Annotated in this window: 13 protein-coding genes; 4 read left to right on the top strand and 9 right to left on the bottom strand. The window is 73.8% G+C overall.

Features of this window, described 5'->3' with window-relative positions; translation table 11 throughout:
• From AC162C_RS13890 to AC162C_RS13850, 9 genes are all read right to left on the bottom strand, one after another.
• A partial coding sequence (locus tag AC162C_RS13890) for a dihydroxy-acid dehydratase domain-containing protein (RefSeq protein WP_484098056.1) occupies positions 1-846 on the bottom strand: 846 nt, incomplete at its 3' end.
• Positions 847-932: 86 nt separating this feature from the next.
• Positions 933-1,640: a sulfurtransferase gene (locus tag AC162C_RS13885; RefSeq protein ID WP_484098055.1), complete on the bottom strand. Its 708-nt coding sequence runs from the start codon at positions 1,638-1,640 to the stop codon at positions 933-935.
• Complete coding sequence (gene thrB, locus AC162C_RS13880; protein WP_484098054.1) at positions 1,637-2,452, bottom strand: homoserine kinase; 816 nt, start codon at positions 2,450-2,452, stop codon at positions 1,637-1,639. The genes AC162C_RS13885 and thrB overlap by 4 nt, the downstream gene beginning before the upstream one ends.
• Positions 2,449-3,417, bottom strand: a complete 969-nt coding sequence (thrC, locus tag AC162C_RS13875) for a threonine synthase (protein ID WP_484098053.1) — start codon at positions 3,415-3,417, stop codon at positions 2,449-2,451. Before thrC ends, thrB begins: the two co-directional genes overlap by 4 nt.
• Before the next feature lie 83 nt (positions 3,418-3,500).
• The gene (locus tag AC162C_RS13870) at positions 3,501-4,814 is read right to left on the bottom strand and encodes a homoserine dehydrogenase (RefSeq protein ID WP_484098052.1); all 1,314 of its coding nucleotides are present in this window, start codon (positions 4,812-4,814) and stop codon (positions 3,501-3,503) included.
• Complete coding sequence (gene ilvC, locus AC162C_RS13865; RefSeq protein ID WP_484098051.1) at positions 4,811-5,797, bottom strand: ketol-acid reductoisomerase; 987 nt, start codon at positions 5,795-5,797, stop codon at positions 4,811-4,813. Before ilvC ends, AC162C_RS13870 begins: the two co-directional genes overlap by 4 nt.
• Positions 5,798-5,856: 59 nt before the next feature.
• Positions 5,857-6,372 carry an acetolactate synthase small subunit gene (gene ilvN, locus AC162C_RS13860; protein WP_484098050.1) on the bottom strand — a complete coding sequence of 172 codons (516 nt, stop codon included), beginning with the start codon at positions 6,370-6,372 and terminating at the stop codon, positions 5,857-5,859.
• Complete coding sequence (ilvB, locus tag AC162C_RS13855) at positions 6,369-8,087, bottom strand: biosynthetic-type acetolactate synthase large subunit (RefSeq protein ID WP_462972275.1); 1,719 nt, start codon at positions 8,085-8,087, stop codon at positions 6,369-6,371. Before ilvB ends, ilvN begins: the two co-directional genes overlap by 4 nt.
• A complete protein-coding gene (locus tag AC162C_RS13850; RefSeq protein WP_484098049.1) occupies positions 8,084-9,109 on the bottom strand; it encodes an isocitrate/isopropylmalate family dehydrogenase in 1,026 nt (341 codons plus the stop codon). The genes ilvB and AC162C_RS13850 overlap by 4 nt, the downstream gene beginning before the upstream one ends.
• A 506-nt stretch (positions 9,110-9,615) precedes the next feature.
• On the opposite strand from AC162C_RS13850, the gene gltB reads away from it, so the two are divergent.
• From gltB to AC162C_RS13830, 4 genes are read left to right on the top strand one after another with little or no spacing between them, the layout of a single operon-like run.
• Positions 9,616-13,926 (top strand): glutamate synthase large subunit, encoded by a 4,311-nt coding sequence (gene gltB, locus AC162C_RS13845; protein WP_484098048.1) that lies wholly within the window; start codon positions 9,616-9,618, stop codon positions 13,924-13,926.
• Positions 13,927-13,960: 34 nt separating this feature from the next.
• Positions 13,961-14,953, top strand: a complete 993-nt coding sequence (gene argC, locus AC162C_RS13840) for an N-acetyl-gamma-glutamyl-phosphate reductase (protein WP_484098047.1) — start codon at positions 13,961-13,963, stop codon at positions 14,951-14,953.
• 11 nt (positions 14,954-14,964) lie between these two features.
• Positions 14,965-16,131, top strand: a complete 1,167-nt coding sequence (argJ, locus tag AC162C_RS13835; RefSeq protein ID WP_484098046.1) for a bifunctional glutamate N-acetyltransferase/amino-acid acetyltransferase ArgJ — start codon at positions 14,965-14,967, stop codon at positions 16,129-16,131.
• Entirely contained in the window at positions 16,128-16,793 is a 666-nt protein-coding gene (locus tag AC162C_RS13830; protein WP_484098045.1) for an amino acid kinase family protein, read from the top strand. Before argJ ends, AC162C_RS13830 begins: the two co-directional genes overlap by 4 nt.
• Positions 16,794-16,917 lie beyond the last annotated feature (124 nt).

The following is a 16,917-nucleotide window of genomic DNA, read 5'->3' as shown; positions in this document are numbered from 1 at the left end:
GATCGGCGTCCGCGCCGAGATGCGCTCGAAGTCGTCGATCGTGACGTCGATCCCGAAGTCCCGCGCCATCGCGACGAGGTGCAGGACGGCGTTCGTCGAGCCCCCCGTCGCGGCGACCGAGGCGATCGCGTTCTCGAAGGACTGCTTCGTGACGATCGAGCGCGGCGTGACGCCGTCGCGCACGAGCCGCACCACCAGCCGCCCGGCCTCGTAGGCGGCCTCGTCCTTGTCGCGGTGCATCGCCGGGATCCCGTTCGTGCCGAACGGGGAGAGCCCGAGGAAGTCGAGGATCGTCGACATCGTGTTCGCCGTGAACTGGCCTCCGCAGGCGCCCGCGCCCGGGCATGCCACCGACTCGAGCTCGTGGAGGTCCTCCGCCGTGATCTTCCCGGCGGCGTACGCGCCGATCCCCTCGTAGACGTCGGCGACGGAGACCTCCCGCTGGCGGTAGAGGCCGGGCGCGATCGACCCCGTGTACGAGACGATCGCGGGGATGTCGAGCCGCCCCACGGCCATCGCCGCACCGGGGTTCGTCTTGTCGCAGGCGACGAGGCACACGAGCCCGTCGAAGAGATGACCCCGGGCGACGAGCTCGATCGAGTCGGCGATCACCTCGCGGGAGACGAGCGACGCGCGCATCCCGGATGTCCCCATGGAGACCCCGTCGGAGACCGCGATCGTGTTGAACTCCATCGGCGTGCCGCCGGCGTCACGGACGCCGCGCTTGACGTGGACGGCGAGGTCGCGCTGGTTGAGGTTGCACGGCATCGTCTCGATCCACGTCGTGCCCACCCCGATGATCGGGCGCGCGAGGTCCTCGTCCGTGAAGCCCGTCCCCTTCAGCATCGCGCGCGCACCCGCGCGGTCGGGGCCGTCGGTCAGCGTGGCGCTCTGCCGCTTCGCGGGGTCGGAGGGCAGGTCGTAGGGCGTGCTCACGGCTCTCCTCTCTCGATCGGGGCATCGGGGCGGCGGCACCATTCGCTGAACGATCCGGGGTACAGCCGCGTGTCGGGGCGGCCGGCGAGCGCGAGGCGCTGCACGAGCACGCACGCGGTCACGCCGGAGCCGCAGTATGCGACCAGCTCGGCGCCGGCCGATGCGAGATCGGCGGGCAGCGGCTGCTCGAAGGGGGCGTTGCGCGCGCCGGGGATCCTGCCGGCGACCGGGTCGAGCGGCTCGACGTCACCGCGCCAGCGCTCGGCCGCCCTCGCGTCGACGAGCACGAGCGACGCGTCGTCGAGCCGCTCGAGGATCTCCTCCGTCTCGATCACGTCGTCGGCTCGCACGCGCGGCACGAAGAGCGCCGGCTCGACGGCGGCGCCGGCACCGACGGCTCTCGGCCCCGTGTACGCGCGGAGGTCGAACGTGCCGCAGGCGTCGTGACCGAGGTGGCGGAGCAGCCACCAGCAGCGAGCGGCCCACCCCGTGCCCTCGTCGTACGCGAGCACGAAGCGGTCGCCGTCGATGCCCGCGCGCCCGAACGCCTCGGCGAGCACGTGGGGCTCGGGAAGCGGATGGCGCCCCCGGGAGAGGTCTCCGACCTCCCCGGTCAGGTCGTGCTCGGGATCGAGGTGCGCCGCGCCGGGGACGTGCCCGGACTCGTATGCGCCGCGTGGACGGCAGTCGACGAGCCGGATCACGTGAGCGCCCCACGCGCGGCGACGGACAGTGGGAGCACGTCGTGCTCGGGGAACCGGCGGCGCAGCTCCGCCACGGTGGCGTCGGCGTCCTCCGACCAGACCATCACCGAGGGGCCGGAGCCCGAGAGCGTCGCGCCCCGGGCGCCGGACGGCAGCTCCTCGCGGATCGCCTCGAGGATCCGCGACGGCCGGTAGGGCTCGTGCAGCCGGTCGGTCAGCGCCGCGGCGAACAGCTCGCGATCGCCGGAGGCCAGCGCCGCCCCCAGCATCGCCGCCCGGCCGACCGTCAGCGCCGCGTCCGCGTGGGGCACGACGTCGGGCAGTGCGTGACGCGACAGCGCAGTCCGCACCCGCATCGCGGGGATCACGACCACCGGGGCCAGCGGCAGCGTCTGGCCGATGCGGGCGATGCGGTGGTTCCACGTGAGGGTCACCCCGCCGACGAGCGCGGCGGCGAGGTTGTCGGCGTGGCTCTCGAACTCGAGTGCGATCGCGAGCAGCTCCTCGGCAGAGGCGTCCGGCGCGGCGGCTGCGAGGCCCAGGGCGATCGCCGACGCGGACGACCCGAGCCCGCGCTCCAGCGGTATCCGGTTGACGAGACGGAACCGCTTGCCCGCCGGATCGGCGAGCCGTGCGTAGGCGCGGACGACGAGGTTCGTCTCGTCGGTCGGCAGCTCGTCGGCACCGACCCCCTCGACGACGACGCCGGAGCCGTCGGTCACCTCGAGCTCGTTCCAGAGCTCGAGAGCGACGGCCACGCAGTCGAAGCCGGCGCCGAGGTTGGCGGACGATGCCGGTGCGCGCAGGATCACGTGCCGGCCGCCTTCGCGATCGCGTCGGGTGAGGGGTCGCACTGCACCGGCGGTGGAGCGTACCGCTCGGCCGCTGCGACGTCCTTGAGGCCGTGCCCGGTCAGCGTCAGCACGACGCGCTCCCCCTGCACGTCGCCCGTCCCGAGCGCCGCGAGCCCTGCTGCCGACGACGGCTCGCAGAACACCCCCTCGAGCGCCCCGAGCTCACGCCAGGCGGCGACGATCGCATCGTCCGTCACCGGGACGACCTGCGCGCCCGCCTGCTCGACCGAGGCGGCGTGGACCGGGTCGCCGATGCGGATCGCCGAGGCGAGCGTGTGTCGCCGGTCCGCCGCTTCGGCGGAGACGATCCGCGTGCCGAGGCCGAGCTCCCCGATCGCCTGGGCGTAGGCGGAGGTGTTGCCGCCGCCCCCGTAGGGGATGACGAACGCGTCCGGGGCTCGCCCGAGCTCCTCGACGATCTCGTAGACGGCGGTCTTCTGCCCCTCCCGGCGGTACGGGTTCAGCGAGTTGACGAGGACGTGCGTCCCGCGGCGGGCGAGCTCCTGGGCGCCGGCGAGCGCCTCCTCGAAGTCCCCGCGCACCTCGAGCACCGTCGCCCCGAGCATCCGCGTCTGGGCGACCTTCGCGCCGCTGACCGCTCCGGCCGGCACGAGCACGAGCGCCGGGATCCCCGCCCGCGCGGCGTAGGCGGCGGCGGAGGCCGCGGTGTTTCCGGTCGAGGCGCAGATCACGGCCCGGGCGTCCTCCTCGACCGCCTTCGAGACGGCGACGGTCATCCCGCGGTCCTTGTAGCTCCCCGTCGGGTTTCCGCCCTCCCACTTGATCCAGATCTCGCGCCCGTACCTCTCGGAGAGGCGGGGGGCCCGGAGGAGCGGCGTCCCGCCCTCGCCCAGCGTCACGACCGGGGTCGCGGCGTCCACGGGCAGGATCCGCCGGAAGCGCTCGATCAGCGGCGGGGTCACTCTGTCGTTCTTACACGAAACCGTTGCTGCGCGGCCGCGAAGGCGACGGCGGCGCGGGCGACGAGCATTGCCCTGCGCCCCCGCTACGCCCAGCCGAGCTCCTCCACGCCGCGGTCGGAGACGACCGGGAGCGCGCTCGCGTGGCCACGGGACTCGGGGAGCGCCCTGATCGCCGCGAGCGCCCGCTCGAGGCCGCCCTGCGCCGCCTCGTGCGTGACGACGTGCAGCACCGCATGGCCGTCGGCGGGCTGCTGCACGAGACGGGCGACCGAGACGCCCTCGGCGGCGAGCTCCTGCGCGAGCCGCGCGAGCACGCCGGCCCGGTCCTCGACCTCGAGGCGCAGGTACCAGGGCGACGCCAGCTCGCCGGCCGGCAGCCGTCCGAGCTCGCGCCAGACGGGATCGTTCTGGAGGAAGCCGGTGCCCGTCGTGCCGACGATCGACACCATGTCGGCGACGACCGCGGACGCGGTCTCGATGCCGCCCGCGCCGGGCCCCTCGAGCATGATCTCGCGGATCGCGTCTCCCTGGAGCATCACCGCGTTGAACGCCCCCTCGACGGCCGCCAGCGGGTGACGGGCGTCGACGAGCGCCGGGCCCACGCGCACGTCCACGAGGTCGCCCCCGAGCGTCGCGCGCGCCACGAGCTTCACGTGCATCTCCATCGCCCGCGCCGCGGCGACGTGCTCGCGCGTCACGCCCTCGATCCCCTCGACCTCGACCCACTCCACCGGCACCCGCGACCCGAAGGCGACGGTCGCGAGGATCGCCGTCTTCGCCGCGGCGTCGAGCCCGCCGACGTCCTCCGCCGGGTCGGCCTCCGCGTACCCGAGGCGCTGTGCCTCCGCGAGCGCCTCCGCGTACGTCTGCCCTCCCTCCATCGCCGAGAGGATGAAGTTCGTCGTGCCGTTGACGATCCCGAGCACGCGGTGGACGTTGGTGACGACGAGCGCCTCGCGGAGCACCTTGATCACGGGGATCGCCGCGCAGACGCTCGCCTCGAAGCGCAGCTGCACGCCGCCGCCGGCCGCGGCCTCGAACAGCTCCGGCCCACGCCGGGCGAGGAGCTGCTTGTTCGCGGTGACGACCGGCGTCCCGCGCCGCAGGAGCTCGACCACGTGGTCGCCCGCGGGGTCGAGCCCGCCCATCACCTCGGCGACGAGCCGGACCTGCGGGTCGTCGCGGATCGCGGCGAAGTCGGTCGTGAGGACGCCCGCTCCCGGAGAGCAGGGGCGCTCGCGATCGACGTCGCGCACGAGCGCCCGCACCACCCGGAGACGGTGCCCCGTCGCCCGCTCGATCTCGTCGCCCTGCTCGTCGAGCAGCCGGTGGACGGCCGCGCCGACCGTGCCGTACCCGAGCAGCGCGACGGGGACGTCGACGGCGTCGCGCGTCACGCGTCCCCTGCGCGATGCATGAGGGACCGCAGCTCCGCGCCGACGGTCTCGATCGTCGTGCGGGCCGCCTCCGCCCGCATCGCATGGAGGCGCTCCTCACCGCGATCCATGTCCTCGATCCACTCGCGTGCGAACGCCCCCGACTGGATGTCGGCGAGGATCCCGCGCATCTCCTCGCGCACGTGCTCGTCGATCACCCGGCGGCCCCGCGTGTAGTCCCCGAACTCCGCGGTGTCGGAGATCGACCAGCGCATGTGGGAGAGCCCGCCCTCCCACATCAGGTCGACGATCAGCTTCAGCTCGTGCAGGCACTCGTAGTACGCGATCTCCGGCTGGTAGCCGGCCTCGACGAGCGTCTCGAAGCCCGCCCGGACGAGCTCGGCGGTGCCGCCGCAGAGCACGGCCTGCTCACCGAAGAGATCCGTCTCGGTCTCCTCCTTGAAGGTCGTCTCGAGGATGCCGGCGCGGCCCGCGCCGATCCCGGTCGCGTAGGCGAGCGCGACGTCACGGGCCTGCCCGCTCGCATCCTGCGCGACCGCGATCAGGGCAGGCGTCCCGTAGCCCTCCGTGAACAGCCGGCGCACGATGTGCCCGGGGCCCTTCGGGGCGACCATGATCACGTCGTGGCCGGCAGCCGGCGCGACGCGGCCGTAGAGCACGTTGAAGCCGTGCGCGAAGAGGACGGTTGCGGCGGGATCGACCGCGGGCGCGATCGCCTCCTGCCACACGGCGGGTTGCACCTGGTCGGGAAGGAGGATCGAGACGAGCTGGGCGCCCTGCACGGCGTCGGCGACGGGCGCGACCGCCAGCCCGGCGGCCTCGGCCTCTCCCCACGAGCTCGAGCCCGGGCGCAGCCCGACCGCGACCTGCACGCCGGAGTCGCGCAGGTTGAGGGCATGGGCGTGTCCCTGGCTTCCGTAGCCGACGACCGCCACCTTCCCGGAGAGCAGGGACAGGTCGCCGCCGGAGAGAATCGTCGCCATCGCAGTCCTTTCGTCGTTGTGCGTGCGCCGGAATCCTAGGGCGGAGCGGCCCGCGCCGGTCAGTTGATCGCCGCGAGGCGTGGTCCACGGTCGCGCCGGGCCGACGCCCGCGACATGCCGATCCGTCCGGTACGCACGAGCTCCCGGACGCCGTACGGGCGACAGAGCTCGTGGAAGGAGTCGAGCTCCTCGGGGGTGCCGACGACCTCGAACACGACGGACTCCGGGCCGAGGTCGAGCACGCGGCCCGCGAAGGCCTCGGCCGTCGTCACGAGCTCGGCCCGTCGCTCGGGGTCGGCGGTGACCTTGATCACCATCAGCTCGCGCTCGACCGCGTCGCCCGGGACGAGCTCCGTCACGCGGAGGACGTTCACCAGCTTGTGGATCTGCTTCTCGATCTGCTCGAGCGTGTGCTGCGAGCAGTCGACGCGCAGCGTGATGCACGAGACCCCCGGCCGCTCGGTCGGGCCGACGGCGAGCGAGTCGATGTTGAAGCCGCGGCGGGCGAACATCGTGGTGATCCGCGTCAGCGCACCGGGGCGGTCTTCGACGATCACCGAGATCGTGTGCTTCACGGCGTCGCCTCCACGGTCTCCTCCCACTCGATCATGTCGAGTGCCGCCGCGCCGGCGGGGATCATCGGGAAGCACTGCTCGGTCGGATCGACGTGCACGTCGACGACGACCGTGCGTCCGAGGCCGAGGGCCTCCTCGAGCGCCGGCTGGAGCTCGTGCTCCTCGGTCACGGTGATGCCGACGGCGCCGTACGCCTCGGCGAGCCGGGCGTAGTCGGGCACCGCCCGCGTCAGGTGGACGTGGGAGCGCCGCCCCTCGAAGAACATGTCCTGCCACTGCGTGACCATGCCGAGGTGCTCGTTGTTCACGAGCACGACGACGATCGGGAAGTCGTCGAGCACCGCGGTCGCGAGCTCCTGGCACGTCATCTGGAAGCACCCGTCCCCGTCGACGCAGACGACCGTCGCCTCGGGCCGCGCCGCTTTCGCCCCGATCGCCGCCGGGATGCCGTAGCCCATCGTCCCCAGGCCCCCGGAGCTGATGAACGAGCGGGGCTGCTCGGAGAGGACGTACTGCATGGCCCACATCTGGTGCTGACCGACCCCGGTCGTCACGATCACGTCCTCGCCCGCCGTCAGCGCCTGCAGGTGCTCCATCGCGAGCTGCGGCTTGATCACGCCCGGGCGCGACCCGTACCGGAGCGGGAACTCCTCGCGCCAGTCGGCGATGCGCTGCAGCCAGGCCTCGGGTGGCGGCGCGCCCTCGCCGCGCAGGCGCCCGACGTCGCGCGCGAGCTCGTGGAGCGCCTTCTTCAGCGGGCCGACGACGGGCACGTTCGCACCGCGCAGCTTCGAGATCTCGGCGGCGTCGACGTCGAGGTGGACGACGGTTGCGCCGGGGGCGAACGCCGAGAGCTTGCCCGTGACCCGGTCGTCGAAACGGGAGCCGACGGCGACGAGCACGTCACACGAGTTCATCGCCAGGTTCGACCACTTGGGCCCGTGCATCCCCGGCCAGCCGAAGTGGAGCTCGTGCGTCTCCGGGAACGCGCCCTTCCCCATCAGCGTCGTGATCACGGGGAGCCGGCCGACCTCGGCGAGCTGCCGCAGCTCCTCGCACGCCTCGGCGTTGATCGTCCCGCCGCCGACGTAGAGCACGGGCTTCTCGGCTCCCGCGATCACGCGAGCTGCCTCCCGGATCTGCAGCGGGTGCACCTTGGTCGGTGGCTTCCATCCGGGCAGGTCGACGCGATCGGGGTACGCGAACTCGAGCTCGGCCTCCTGGACGTCACGTGGGACGTCGACGAGGACGGGGCCGCAGCGGCCCGACCGGGCGATGTGGAACGCCGCCTTCATCACCGACGGGATCTCGCGTGCGTCCTGGACGAGCCACGAGTGCTTGACGACCGGCATCGTGATGCCGGTGATGTCGCACTCCTGGAACGCATCCGTCCCGATCAGCGTCGTCCGCACCTGGCCGGTGATGCAGACCAGCGGCGTCGAGTCCATCCACGCGTCCGCGATCGGCGTCACGAGGTTTGTCGCCCCGGGGCCCGAGGTGGCGATCGCGACCCCGACCCTCCCCGAGGCGCGCGCGTAGCCCTGGGCCATGTGGCCGGCGCCCTGCTCGTGCCGCGCGAGGACGTGTCGGACGCTCGTGCCCCGCGCCATGGCGTCGTAGGTGGGCATGATCGCGCCGCCGGGGATCCCGAACATCACCTCGACGCCCTCCGCCTCGAGCGAGCGGAGGATCGCATCTGCTCCACTGATCCTCATCGGTGCACCGCCAGTGCGAACTCGGTATCACGGCGCGCGCTCGGGAGCAACCCGAGCACCGCCTCCATGAACTCGAGCGTCGTCGCCGCGACGCCCGAGCCGCTCATGTCGGCGGTCCGCCGCGACGTGCCGAGCGTCGCCAGCAGCGACTCCTCGAGGGCGACGGCCGCGCTCCGCCGTCCCAGGCCTTCGTCGAGCAGGAGTGCGGCTGCGACGAGCATCTCGCTCGGGTTGGCGACACCCTGGCCGGCGATGTCACGGGCGTGACCGTGTGTCGGCCCGAACAGTCCGGGGCCGGTCGTCGAGAGGTACCCGGTGGCCCCCGGGTCACGGCGTCCGCCGAGGGCGGGAGCGCCGGCGACCGCGTCGCTCACCGCCCGCTCGGCGGCGACGAGCCCCAGCGAGCCCGGATCCTCCGCCAGCCGTGCGAGCGCGTCGGCGAGCGTCGTGTGCTCGACGGCCACGCCCTGGTGGCCGGTCGCGTGGTCGTCGACCCGATCTCTCCATGCCTCGCCGATGCCGACGGAGACGAGCCGCCCGGTGCGCGCGCAGGCCGTCGCGAACGCCCGCTCCAGGGTCACGTCCTCCGCCTGCTCGTGGAGCGGCGAGAACGTCGTCAGGGAGGGGCCGTCCTCGGTGAGGAGTCGCGTGACACGGACGGCGAGATCGAGTTCGGCCTGCACGCCGGCCAGCGCAGGAGCCGTCGCGTCGGCGACGAGCACGGCGTCGGCGGCGCGGATGGCAGCGCGGGTCGAGGCGGGAAGCGGATGGCCCGATCGATGCAGCGCCTCTCCGGCGAACGGGGGATGGACCTCGTCGATGCGGAAGCCGTGCTGTCGCGACACGTGTGCGAGTGCCCGGCTCGCGGCGGCCGTGACCTCCGGGCCGATCCCGTGACCCGCGAGGCATGCGACGACGTACGTCCGCTGCGCGGCCGGCGCGGTGCCGTCCCCGGTCGGCCACGGCGCCGGCGCTGCAGTCGGCCGTCCTGGGAATCTCTCGTGTTCCTGCGGGGTGCTCACTGGAAATCTCCTTCGATCGGTCGCCGCGGAGGACGTACCGGTGGTGTCGTGTCGGTCGGCGTGTGCGCCGTGCCCGGCGCGTGAGCGACGTCTCTCCCCCTAGCGGGGGAGAATGAGGAGCAGCTCGATGCCGACGCCGACGGACACCGCGGGGCGCGGATCGATCTCGTGCGTCGGTACGGCTCGAAGCTGCATCGGAGGCCGAAGTGTGCCCGAGAGACGCCGGGCCTGTCAACGCGCGACCGGTGTCGATCCGGTGAACCGCCTTGCAGCCGGAGGAGCCGGCCGTCTACGATCTGCCATTCGTCATGCGCGCGACCGCGAATCCCGAAGCAGATCCGGCGGCCATCCGCCCGTTCGCGTTCGTCGCGCCGACCACGCGCTAGCCGGCGTCTCTCTCGCCCCGCCGGACTAGCGCTCCAGACACCGGCGAGAGGCACAACCCTCCTCGACCTCCACCGACGAACCAGACCGACCCGACGACCGGAAAGGCGGACTGCGCAGACGTGAGCCGCGACCAGCTCCTCTTCGACGCCGCGCGCGAGCGCGATGCGTGCGGCATCGGGCTCGTCGCGGACGTGCACGGTCGCGCGTCCCGTGAGATCCTCGACCGTGCGCTCGCGGGGCTCGGGGCCGTCTCGCACCGCGGCGCGTGGGCGGCCGACGGCGTCACCGGGGACGGCGCGGGCGTCCTGCTCCCGCTCTCGCCGGTGCTCACGGGGGTCGCCGGAGGCGGCATCGCCATGTGCTTCCTCCGCGACCCGTGGCTGCGCCATGTCGTCGAGGAGGCGTGCCGTGCCGAGGGCCTCGAGCCGGCCGGCTGGCGGGACGTTCCGCACGAGATGGCCGCTCTCGGGTCGACCGCGACCGCGAGCATGCCGCGGATCGCGCAGCTCGTGCTCGCCCCGTGCCCGCACGACGATGCGGAGGAGCGTGCGCACCGCGCCCGCCGCCGCGCGGAGGCGTTCGAGGGCGTCTACGTCGCGTCGCTCTCCTTCCGCACCGTCACGTACAAGGCCCTCTGCGCCGCGACCCAGCTGACCGCGTTCTACCCCGACCTCGCCGACCCGGGATACGCAGTCTCGTGGGCGATCTTCCACCAGCGGTTCTCGACGAACACGGAGCCGAGCTGGGAGCGCGCGCAGCCCTTCCGGCTGCTGTGCCACAACGGCGAGATCAACACGATCGACGGCAACGTCTCGTGGATGGAGGCCCGCGAGGCCGCGCGCGGGCACGACGAGGCGCTCGCGCCCGCGCTCGACCGCAACGGCTCGGACTCGGCCCTGCTCGACAACGCGCTGGAGCTGCTCGTGCGGCGCGGTCGCGACATCCGCGAGGCGGTCGCGATGCTCGTTCCGCCCGCCTGGCAGAACGACCGTCGGATCGACGACGACGTGCGCGCGATGCACCGGTACCACGCGCTCCTCGTCGAGCCGTGGGACGGGCCGGCCGGCCTCGTCTACAGCGACGGGCGGGCGTGCGGCGCCGCGCTCGACCGCAACGGCCTCCGTCCGCTGCGGGTCGCGGTCGCCGGCGATCTCGTCGCCGTCTCCTCGGAGGCGGGCGCGGTGCCCCTTCCGGAGGGGGTGCCGGTACGCCGCGGGCGGCTGGGCCCCGGCCAGCAGCTCTCGGTCGATCCGGAGCGCGGCCTGCTCTTCGACGGGGAGCTGAAGCGGGCGCTCGCCGCGCGTCATCCGTACGCGACGTGGGTCGACGACAGTGCGAGGCGGGTCGAGGCCGGCGACGTCCCGGGCGTTGTGGACAGCGGTCTCGCCGTCCGGCACGCCCTGTTCGGCTACACCCGCGAGGAGCTGAGCCTCATGCTCCGGCCGATCGCACAGACGGGCCACGACCCCGTCTACTCGATGGGGGACGACGCCCCGCTCGCCCCGCTCGCCGGTCGTGCCCGGCCGCTCGCCTCGTACTTCCGGCAGCGGTTCGCGCAGGTCACGAACCCCGCGATCGACCACTACCGCGAGCGTGCCGTGATGTCGGTCTCGACGTTCCTCGGGCCTCGCGCCGCGGTCGACGCCTCCGGGCCGTTGCCCGTGGTGCACGTGCTGCCGTCGTTCCTGCTCACGCCGCAGGGCCTCGAGGAGCTCGCCCCGGCCGTCGTCGACGCCACCTTCACCGCCTCGGAGTTCCTCGCCGACGCGGTCGAACGGGTGGCCGACGAGTGCGTCGCCCTCGTCGAGGGGGGCACGACCCTCGTCAGCATCAGCGACGCCATCGCCGGGGGCGAGCGGGCGCCGATCCCGTCCCTGCTCGCGGTCGCCGCCGCCCACGGCCGCCTGGTGGAGCGGGGGCTGCGCACGCGGTGCTCCCTGATCGTGGACTCCGACGAGCCGCGGGACACGCACATGGTCGCGACGCTCGTCGGCTTCGGCGCCGACGCCGTCTGCCCGGGCCTGGCGCTCGCGTCGATCGGGCAGCTCGCCGCCGACGACAAGGTGGGGGGCGACCGGCCCTCGCCCGCGGAGGCCCAGCGACGCTTCCTCGCGGCGGTCGAGGACGGCGTGCTCAAGGTGATGGCGAAGATGGGGATCTCCGATGTCGGCAGCTACCGCGGCGCGCGGCTCTTCGAGGCCGTCGGCCTCGACCGCCGGCTCTGCCGCCGCTTCTTCGGGGGCGTCCCGTCGGCGGTCGGCGGGATCGGGCTCGACCGCCTCGAGCGCGAGGCGCTCGACCGGCTCGCCGCCTCGCAGCAGGAGCGCATCGAGCTCGAGAACCCCGGCTTCTACAAGTTCCGCAAGGGAGGCGAGCCCCACGCGACGACGCCGGAGGTCGTGGCGGCGCTGCAGGAGAGCGTGACGGCGGCGCACGCGCTGCGGCAGGCGGTCAAGGGCGAGCGGTCGGACCTCTACGAGCGGTTCGCCGCTCTCGTCAACGAGCGCGTGCCGATGGAGATGCGCGACCTCCTCGACGTCGCGCCGGCCGGGCCCGCAGTCCCGCTCGACGAGGTCGAGGCCGTCGAGTCGATCGTCCGCCGCTTCTCCGGTGGCGCCATGTCCCACGGCGCGCTGTCGGCCGAGGCCCACGAGACGATCGCGATCGCGCTCAACCGCCTCGGGGCCCGCTCGAACTGCGGCGAGGGCGGCGAGGACCCGGCCCGGTACCGCACCCACCGGAACTCGGCGATCAAGCAGGTCGCCTCGGGGCGTTTCGGCGTCACGGCGGAGTACGCGGCCTTCGCGGACGAGCTGCAGATCAAGGTCGCCCAGGGCTCGAAGCCGGGCGAGGGCGGGCAGATCCCCGCCCACAAGGTCACCGACGAGATCGCCCGCCTCCGCGGCACGCAGCCGGGCGTCTCGCTGATCTCGCCGCCGCCGCACCACGACATCTACTCGATCGAGGACCTCGCACAGCTGATCTTCGACCTCCGCGAGGTGAACCCGCAGGCGGAGATCTCGGTGAAGCTGGTGGCCGAGGCGGGCGTCGGCGTGATCGCGGCCGGCGTCGCGAAGGCGCACGCGGACATCGTCCACGTCGCCGGCGCGGACGGCGGCACCGGTGCGAGCCCGCTCCCATCGATCAAGCACGCCGGCGCCCCGTGGGAGCTCGGCCTCGCCGAGACGCAGCAGGCCCTCGTCGCGAACGGCCTGCGCGGCCGCGTCCGGGTGCGGGTCGACGGGGGGTTCAAGACCGGTCGCGACGTCGTCGTCGCGGCGCTGCTCGGCGCGGACGAGTTCTCGTTCGGGACGGCGCTGCTGATCGCCGAGGGGTGCCTCATGGTTCGCTCCTGCCACCTCGACACGTGCCCGGTCGGGATCGCGAGCCAGCGGCCCGAGCTGCGCGAGAAGTTCGCGGGCACCCCCGAGATGGTGGAGGCCTACCTCCGCTTCGTCGCGCAGGAGACGAGGTCGATCCTCGCCGCCCTCGGGCTGCGGTCGATCGACGAGGCGGTCGGGCGCGTCGACCTGCTCCGCCAGCGGCGGACCGGTGACGCCGCGGCGGACGGCCTCGACCTCACGCCGCTCCTCGCGCGCGCAGGCGACGGCCACGCCCGCTACGTCCGCCAGCCGGTGCCGCACACCCCGGACCGGCTCGGGGCGCTCCTCCACGGGATCGGGCGCGACGCGATCGACGAGGCGCGGCTCGTGGAGCCGGCGTACGCGATCACGAACGCCGACCGCGCGGTCGGTGCCCGCCTGTCGGGCGAGATCGCGAAGGCCGTCGGCGGCGAGCTGCCCGCAGGGCGCGTGCGGGCGCGGTTCGAGGGCACTGCGGGTCAGAGCTTCGGCGCGTTCCTCGTCGCCGGCGTCGAGCTCCACCTGGTGGGCGAGGCGAACGACTACGTGGGCAAGTCGATGAGCGGTGGGCGCATCGTGATCGCACCGCCGCCCGACGACGAGGGCGCACCCTGCCTCATCGGCAACACCGCGCTCTACGGCGCGACGGGCGGCGCGCTCTTCTGCGCCGGCGCGGCCGGTGAGCGCTTCGCGGTGCGGAACTCCGGGGCATCGGCGGTGATCGAGGGCGTCGGCGACCACGCCTGCGAGTACATGACCCGGGGGACGGTGGTCGTGCTCGGCCCGCACGGGCGCAACCTCGGTGCGGGGATGACCGGTGGGGAGGCGTTCGTGCTCGACGTCGACCCGAGCCTCGTCAACCTGGAGCTCGTGGAGCTCGTCGACCTCGAGGCGGACGACGAGGAGCGTCTCGTGCGCCTGCTCGAGCAGCACGTGCGGACGACGGGATCGGAGCGTGCGCGCCGGCTGCTCGACGAGCCGGCGGTGGGTGGCCGGTTCCGGCGGCTCGTCCCCCGGCCGATGCTCGTCGCCCCCGCCTCCGGGCTCGAGGGGCGGATGAGCGCGTAACGCATATGTGGCGTAGGTAATGCATACTATGCAGATGGCGAACGTCACCATCGTCGGCGCCGCGGGGTACACGGGGCAGGAGACGCTCGACCGCGTGCTGGCACACCCGTCGCTCGAGCTGTACGCGGTCGGGTCGGACTCGCTCGCGGGGCGTGATGCGACCGCGCTCGATCCGCGCCTCAACCGCAACGGCGGCCGCCGCGTCCCTCGCTTCATCACGAACGAGGCGGCGCTGTCCGTCGACGCGGACATCACCTTCGTGTGCCTCTCGCACGAGGAGGCGGCGGCGCTCGAGCCGAGGACCGGAGGCGTCGTCGTCGACCTGTCCGGCGCCCATCGGCTCCGGGACGCCGACCTGTACGCGACCTGGTACGGGTTCCACCATCCTCATCCGGAGTCGCTCGACGGGTGGGTCTACGGGCTGCCGGAGCTGGTCGAGGTCCACGGGAGGCTGATCGCGAACCCCGGGTGCTACGCGACCGCGACCCTGCTCGCGCTCGGGCCGCTCCGGGACCACGTCGAGCCGACGTCGGTCGTCGTCGACGCGAAGTCCGGCATGACGGGCGCGGGGCGGACGCCGCGGGCCTCGACGCACGCGGGGTTCGTGCTCGAGAACCTCTCGCCCTACAAGGTCGGGTCGCACCAGCACGTCCCCGAGATCGCGCAGTTCCTGGGCTTCCCGATCACGTTCACTCCCCACCTCCTGCCCGTTCGGCGCGGCCTGCTCGCGACGTGCTACGTGCAGTCGACGGGCGCCGACCTGCGCGCGGTGCTCGAGGAGCACTACGCGGGCAGCGCGGTCGTCACCGTGCTGCCGGACGGGATGGCGCCGGAGCTCGGGCGCGTGCAGGGGACGGACGCCGCCGAGATCGGCGTGTTCCAGGACCGGTTCACGGATCGGACGATCGTGATCTGCGCGCTCGACAACCTCGGCAAGGGCGCGGCGGGGCAGGCGGTGCAGAACGTCAACCGGCTCTTCGGCTTCCCCGACACGGCGGGTCTGCGGCTGCCGGGTGTCCTCGTCTGACGGCGCCGCCGGTGTCGATCACGGCTCCCAGAGGGTTCCTCGCCGCGGGCGTCACCGCGGGGATCAAGGCGTCAGGAGGCCCCGACGTCGCCCTCGTCCGCTCCGACCCGGCCGCCGTCGGCTCAGCGATGTGGACGGCGAACCGGGTGCAGGCGGCACCGGTCGTCGTGTCCCGCCGGCACCTGGAGGTGGCCGAGCCCCAGGCCGTCGTCGTCAACGCGGGGAGCGCGAACGCCGCGACGGGTGCCGCCGGTGAGGCCGACGCCGAGGCGACCGCCGCCGCAGCGGCGGCCGAGCTCGGCCTCGTTCCCGAGCAGGTGGTCGTGCTCTCGACGGGCGTGATCGGGGTGCCACTCCCCATGGAGAGGATGCTCGCCGGCGTCCGCGCCGCGGCGCGCGAGCTCTCCGTCGCGGGAGGCGATGCCGCCGCGCGCGCGATCCTCACGACCGACTCCGGCCCGAAGACGGCCGTCGCCGAGGGCGAGGGCTTCGTCGTCGGGGGGATGGCGAAGGGCGCCGGGATGATCCATCCGCGGCTGGCGACGATGCTCGCGGTGATCACGACGGACTACCCCCTCGCGGCCGGGGAGGCGGGACGGTTCCTGCGCCCCGCGGTCGAGGGGAGCTTCAACCGGATCTCCGTCGACGGCGACTGCTCGACCAACGACGCGGTCGTCCTGCTGGCCAACGGCGCCCGCGCGGTCTCGCGCACGCCCCGGTCGGACGAGGCGTTCGCAGCCGCGCTCGCATCCGTGTGCGGCGACCTCGCCCGCCTGATCGTCGCCGACGGCGAGGGCGCCACCGTCGTCCTCGAGATCTCCGTTCGCGGCGCCGTGAGCGACGAGCAGGCGCACGCGATCGCGCAACGCATCGCGACCTCGCCGCTCGTCAAGACGGCGGCGTTCGGCCGCGACCCGAACTGGGGGCGGGTGCTGGCGGCAGCGGGCTCGGCGCCCTGGGACGGCGGGTTCGCCGAGCTCGATCCAGCCTCCCTCAGCGTCTCCTTCGACGGCGTGACGGTGTTCGACCGGGGGTCGCCGACGGGGAGCGTGCCGCAGCTCGGCGGAGCGGCCTGCCGCGTCGACCTCGCGCTCGGCCTCGGAGAGGGCGCGGCGGCGTACCTCGCGTCCGACCTCACCTACGACTACGTCCGTATCAACGCGGAGTACACGACATGAGGGTCGTCCTCAAGCTCGGGGGCCGCGTCGCCAGGGACGCCGCCGTGGAGGCGCGCGCCCTGCGGGACGGGGGGCACGAGGTCGTCGTCGTCCACGGCGCCGGCCCGCAGATCACGGCCGAGATGGAGCGCCGCGGCATCACGGCGGAGTTCGTCCGCGGCCGGCGGGTGACGACGCCGGAGGCGCTCGCCGTCGTCCGCGACGGGCTGCTCGCCGTCAACGCCCAGGTCTGCCAGGTGCTGGGCGCCGACGCGGTCGGCCTCGCCGGCGACGAGATCGGGCTCGAGGCCGATCCCGTCGCCGGCCTCGGGCTCGTCGGTGATCCCATCCCGTCGGCGCCGCCCGCGGTCCTCGACGTCCTGGCCGACGGGCGGATCCCCGTCGTGGCACCGCTCGCGCGGGGCCCTCTGAACGTGAACGCCGACGAGGCGGCGGCGGCGCTCGCGGTGGGCCTCCGCGCCGACCGGATCGTCTTCGTCTCCGACGTCCCGGGCGTGCTCCTCGACGACGCCGTCGTCGAGCGACTCGGGGCCGACGAGGCCGACCGCCTGCTCGGGGAGGGCCGCTTCGAGGGCGGGATCGTCCCGAAGCTCGTCGCGGCGATCGAGGCCGCGCGGGGCGGCGTCCGCGCGTCGATCGGCGCGACCGAGGTCGTCGCGTGACCGGCAGCCCGACGCCGGGCGCCGCGCCGGAGCCCCGCGAGGAGGCGGCGCCCCCGGCCGGGCCGCGCGACCGCGTCCTGCCGACGTACGCGCGCGCCGAGGTGACGATCGTCCGGGGGGAAGG

Source organism: Gaiella sp. (assembly GCF_057140465.1).
This window is presented reverse-complemented; position numbering and strand designations above follow the sequence as displayed.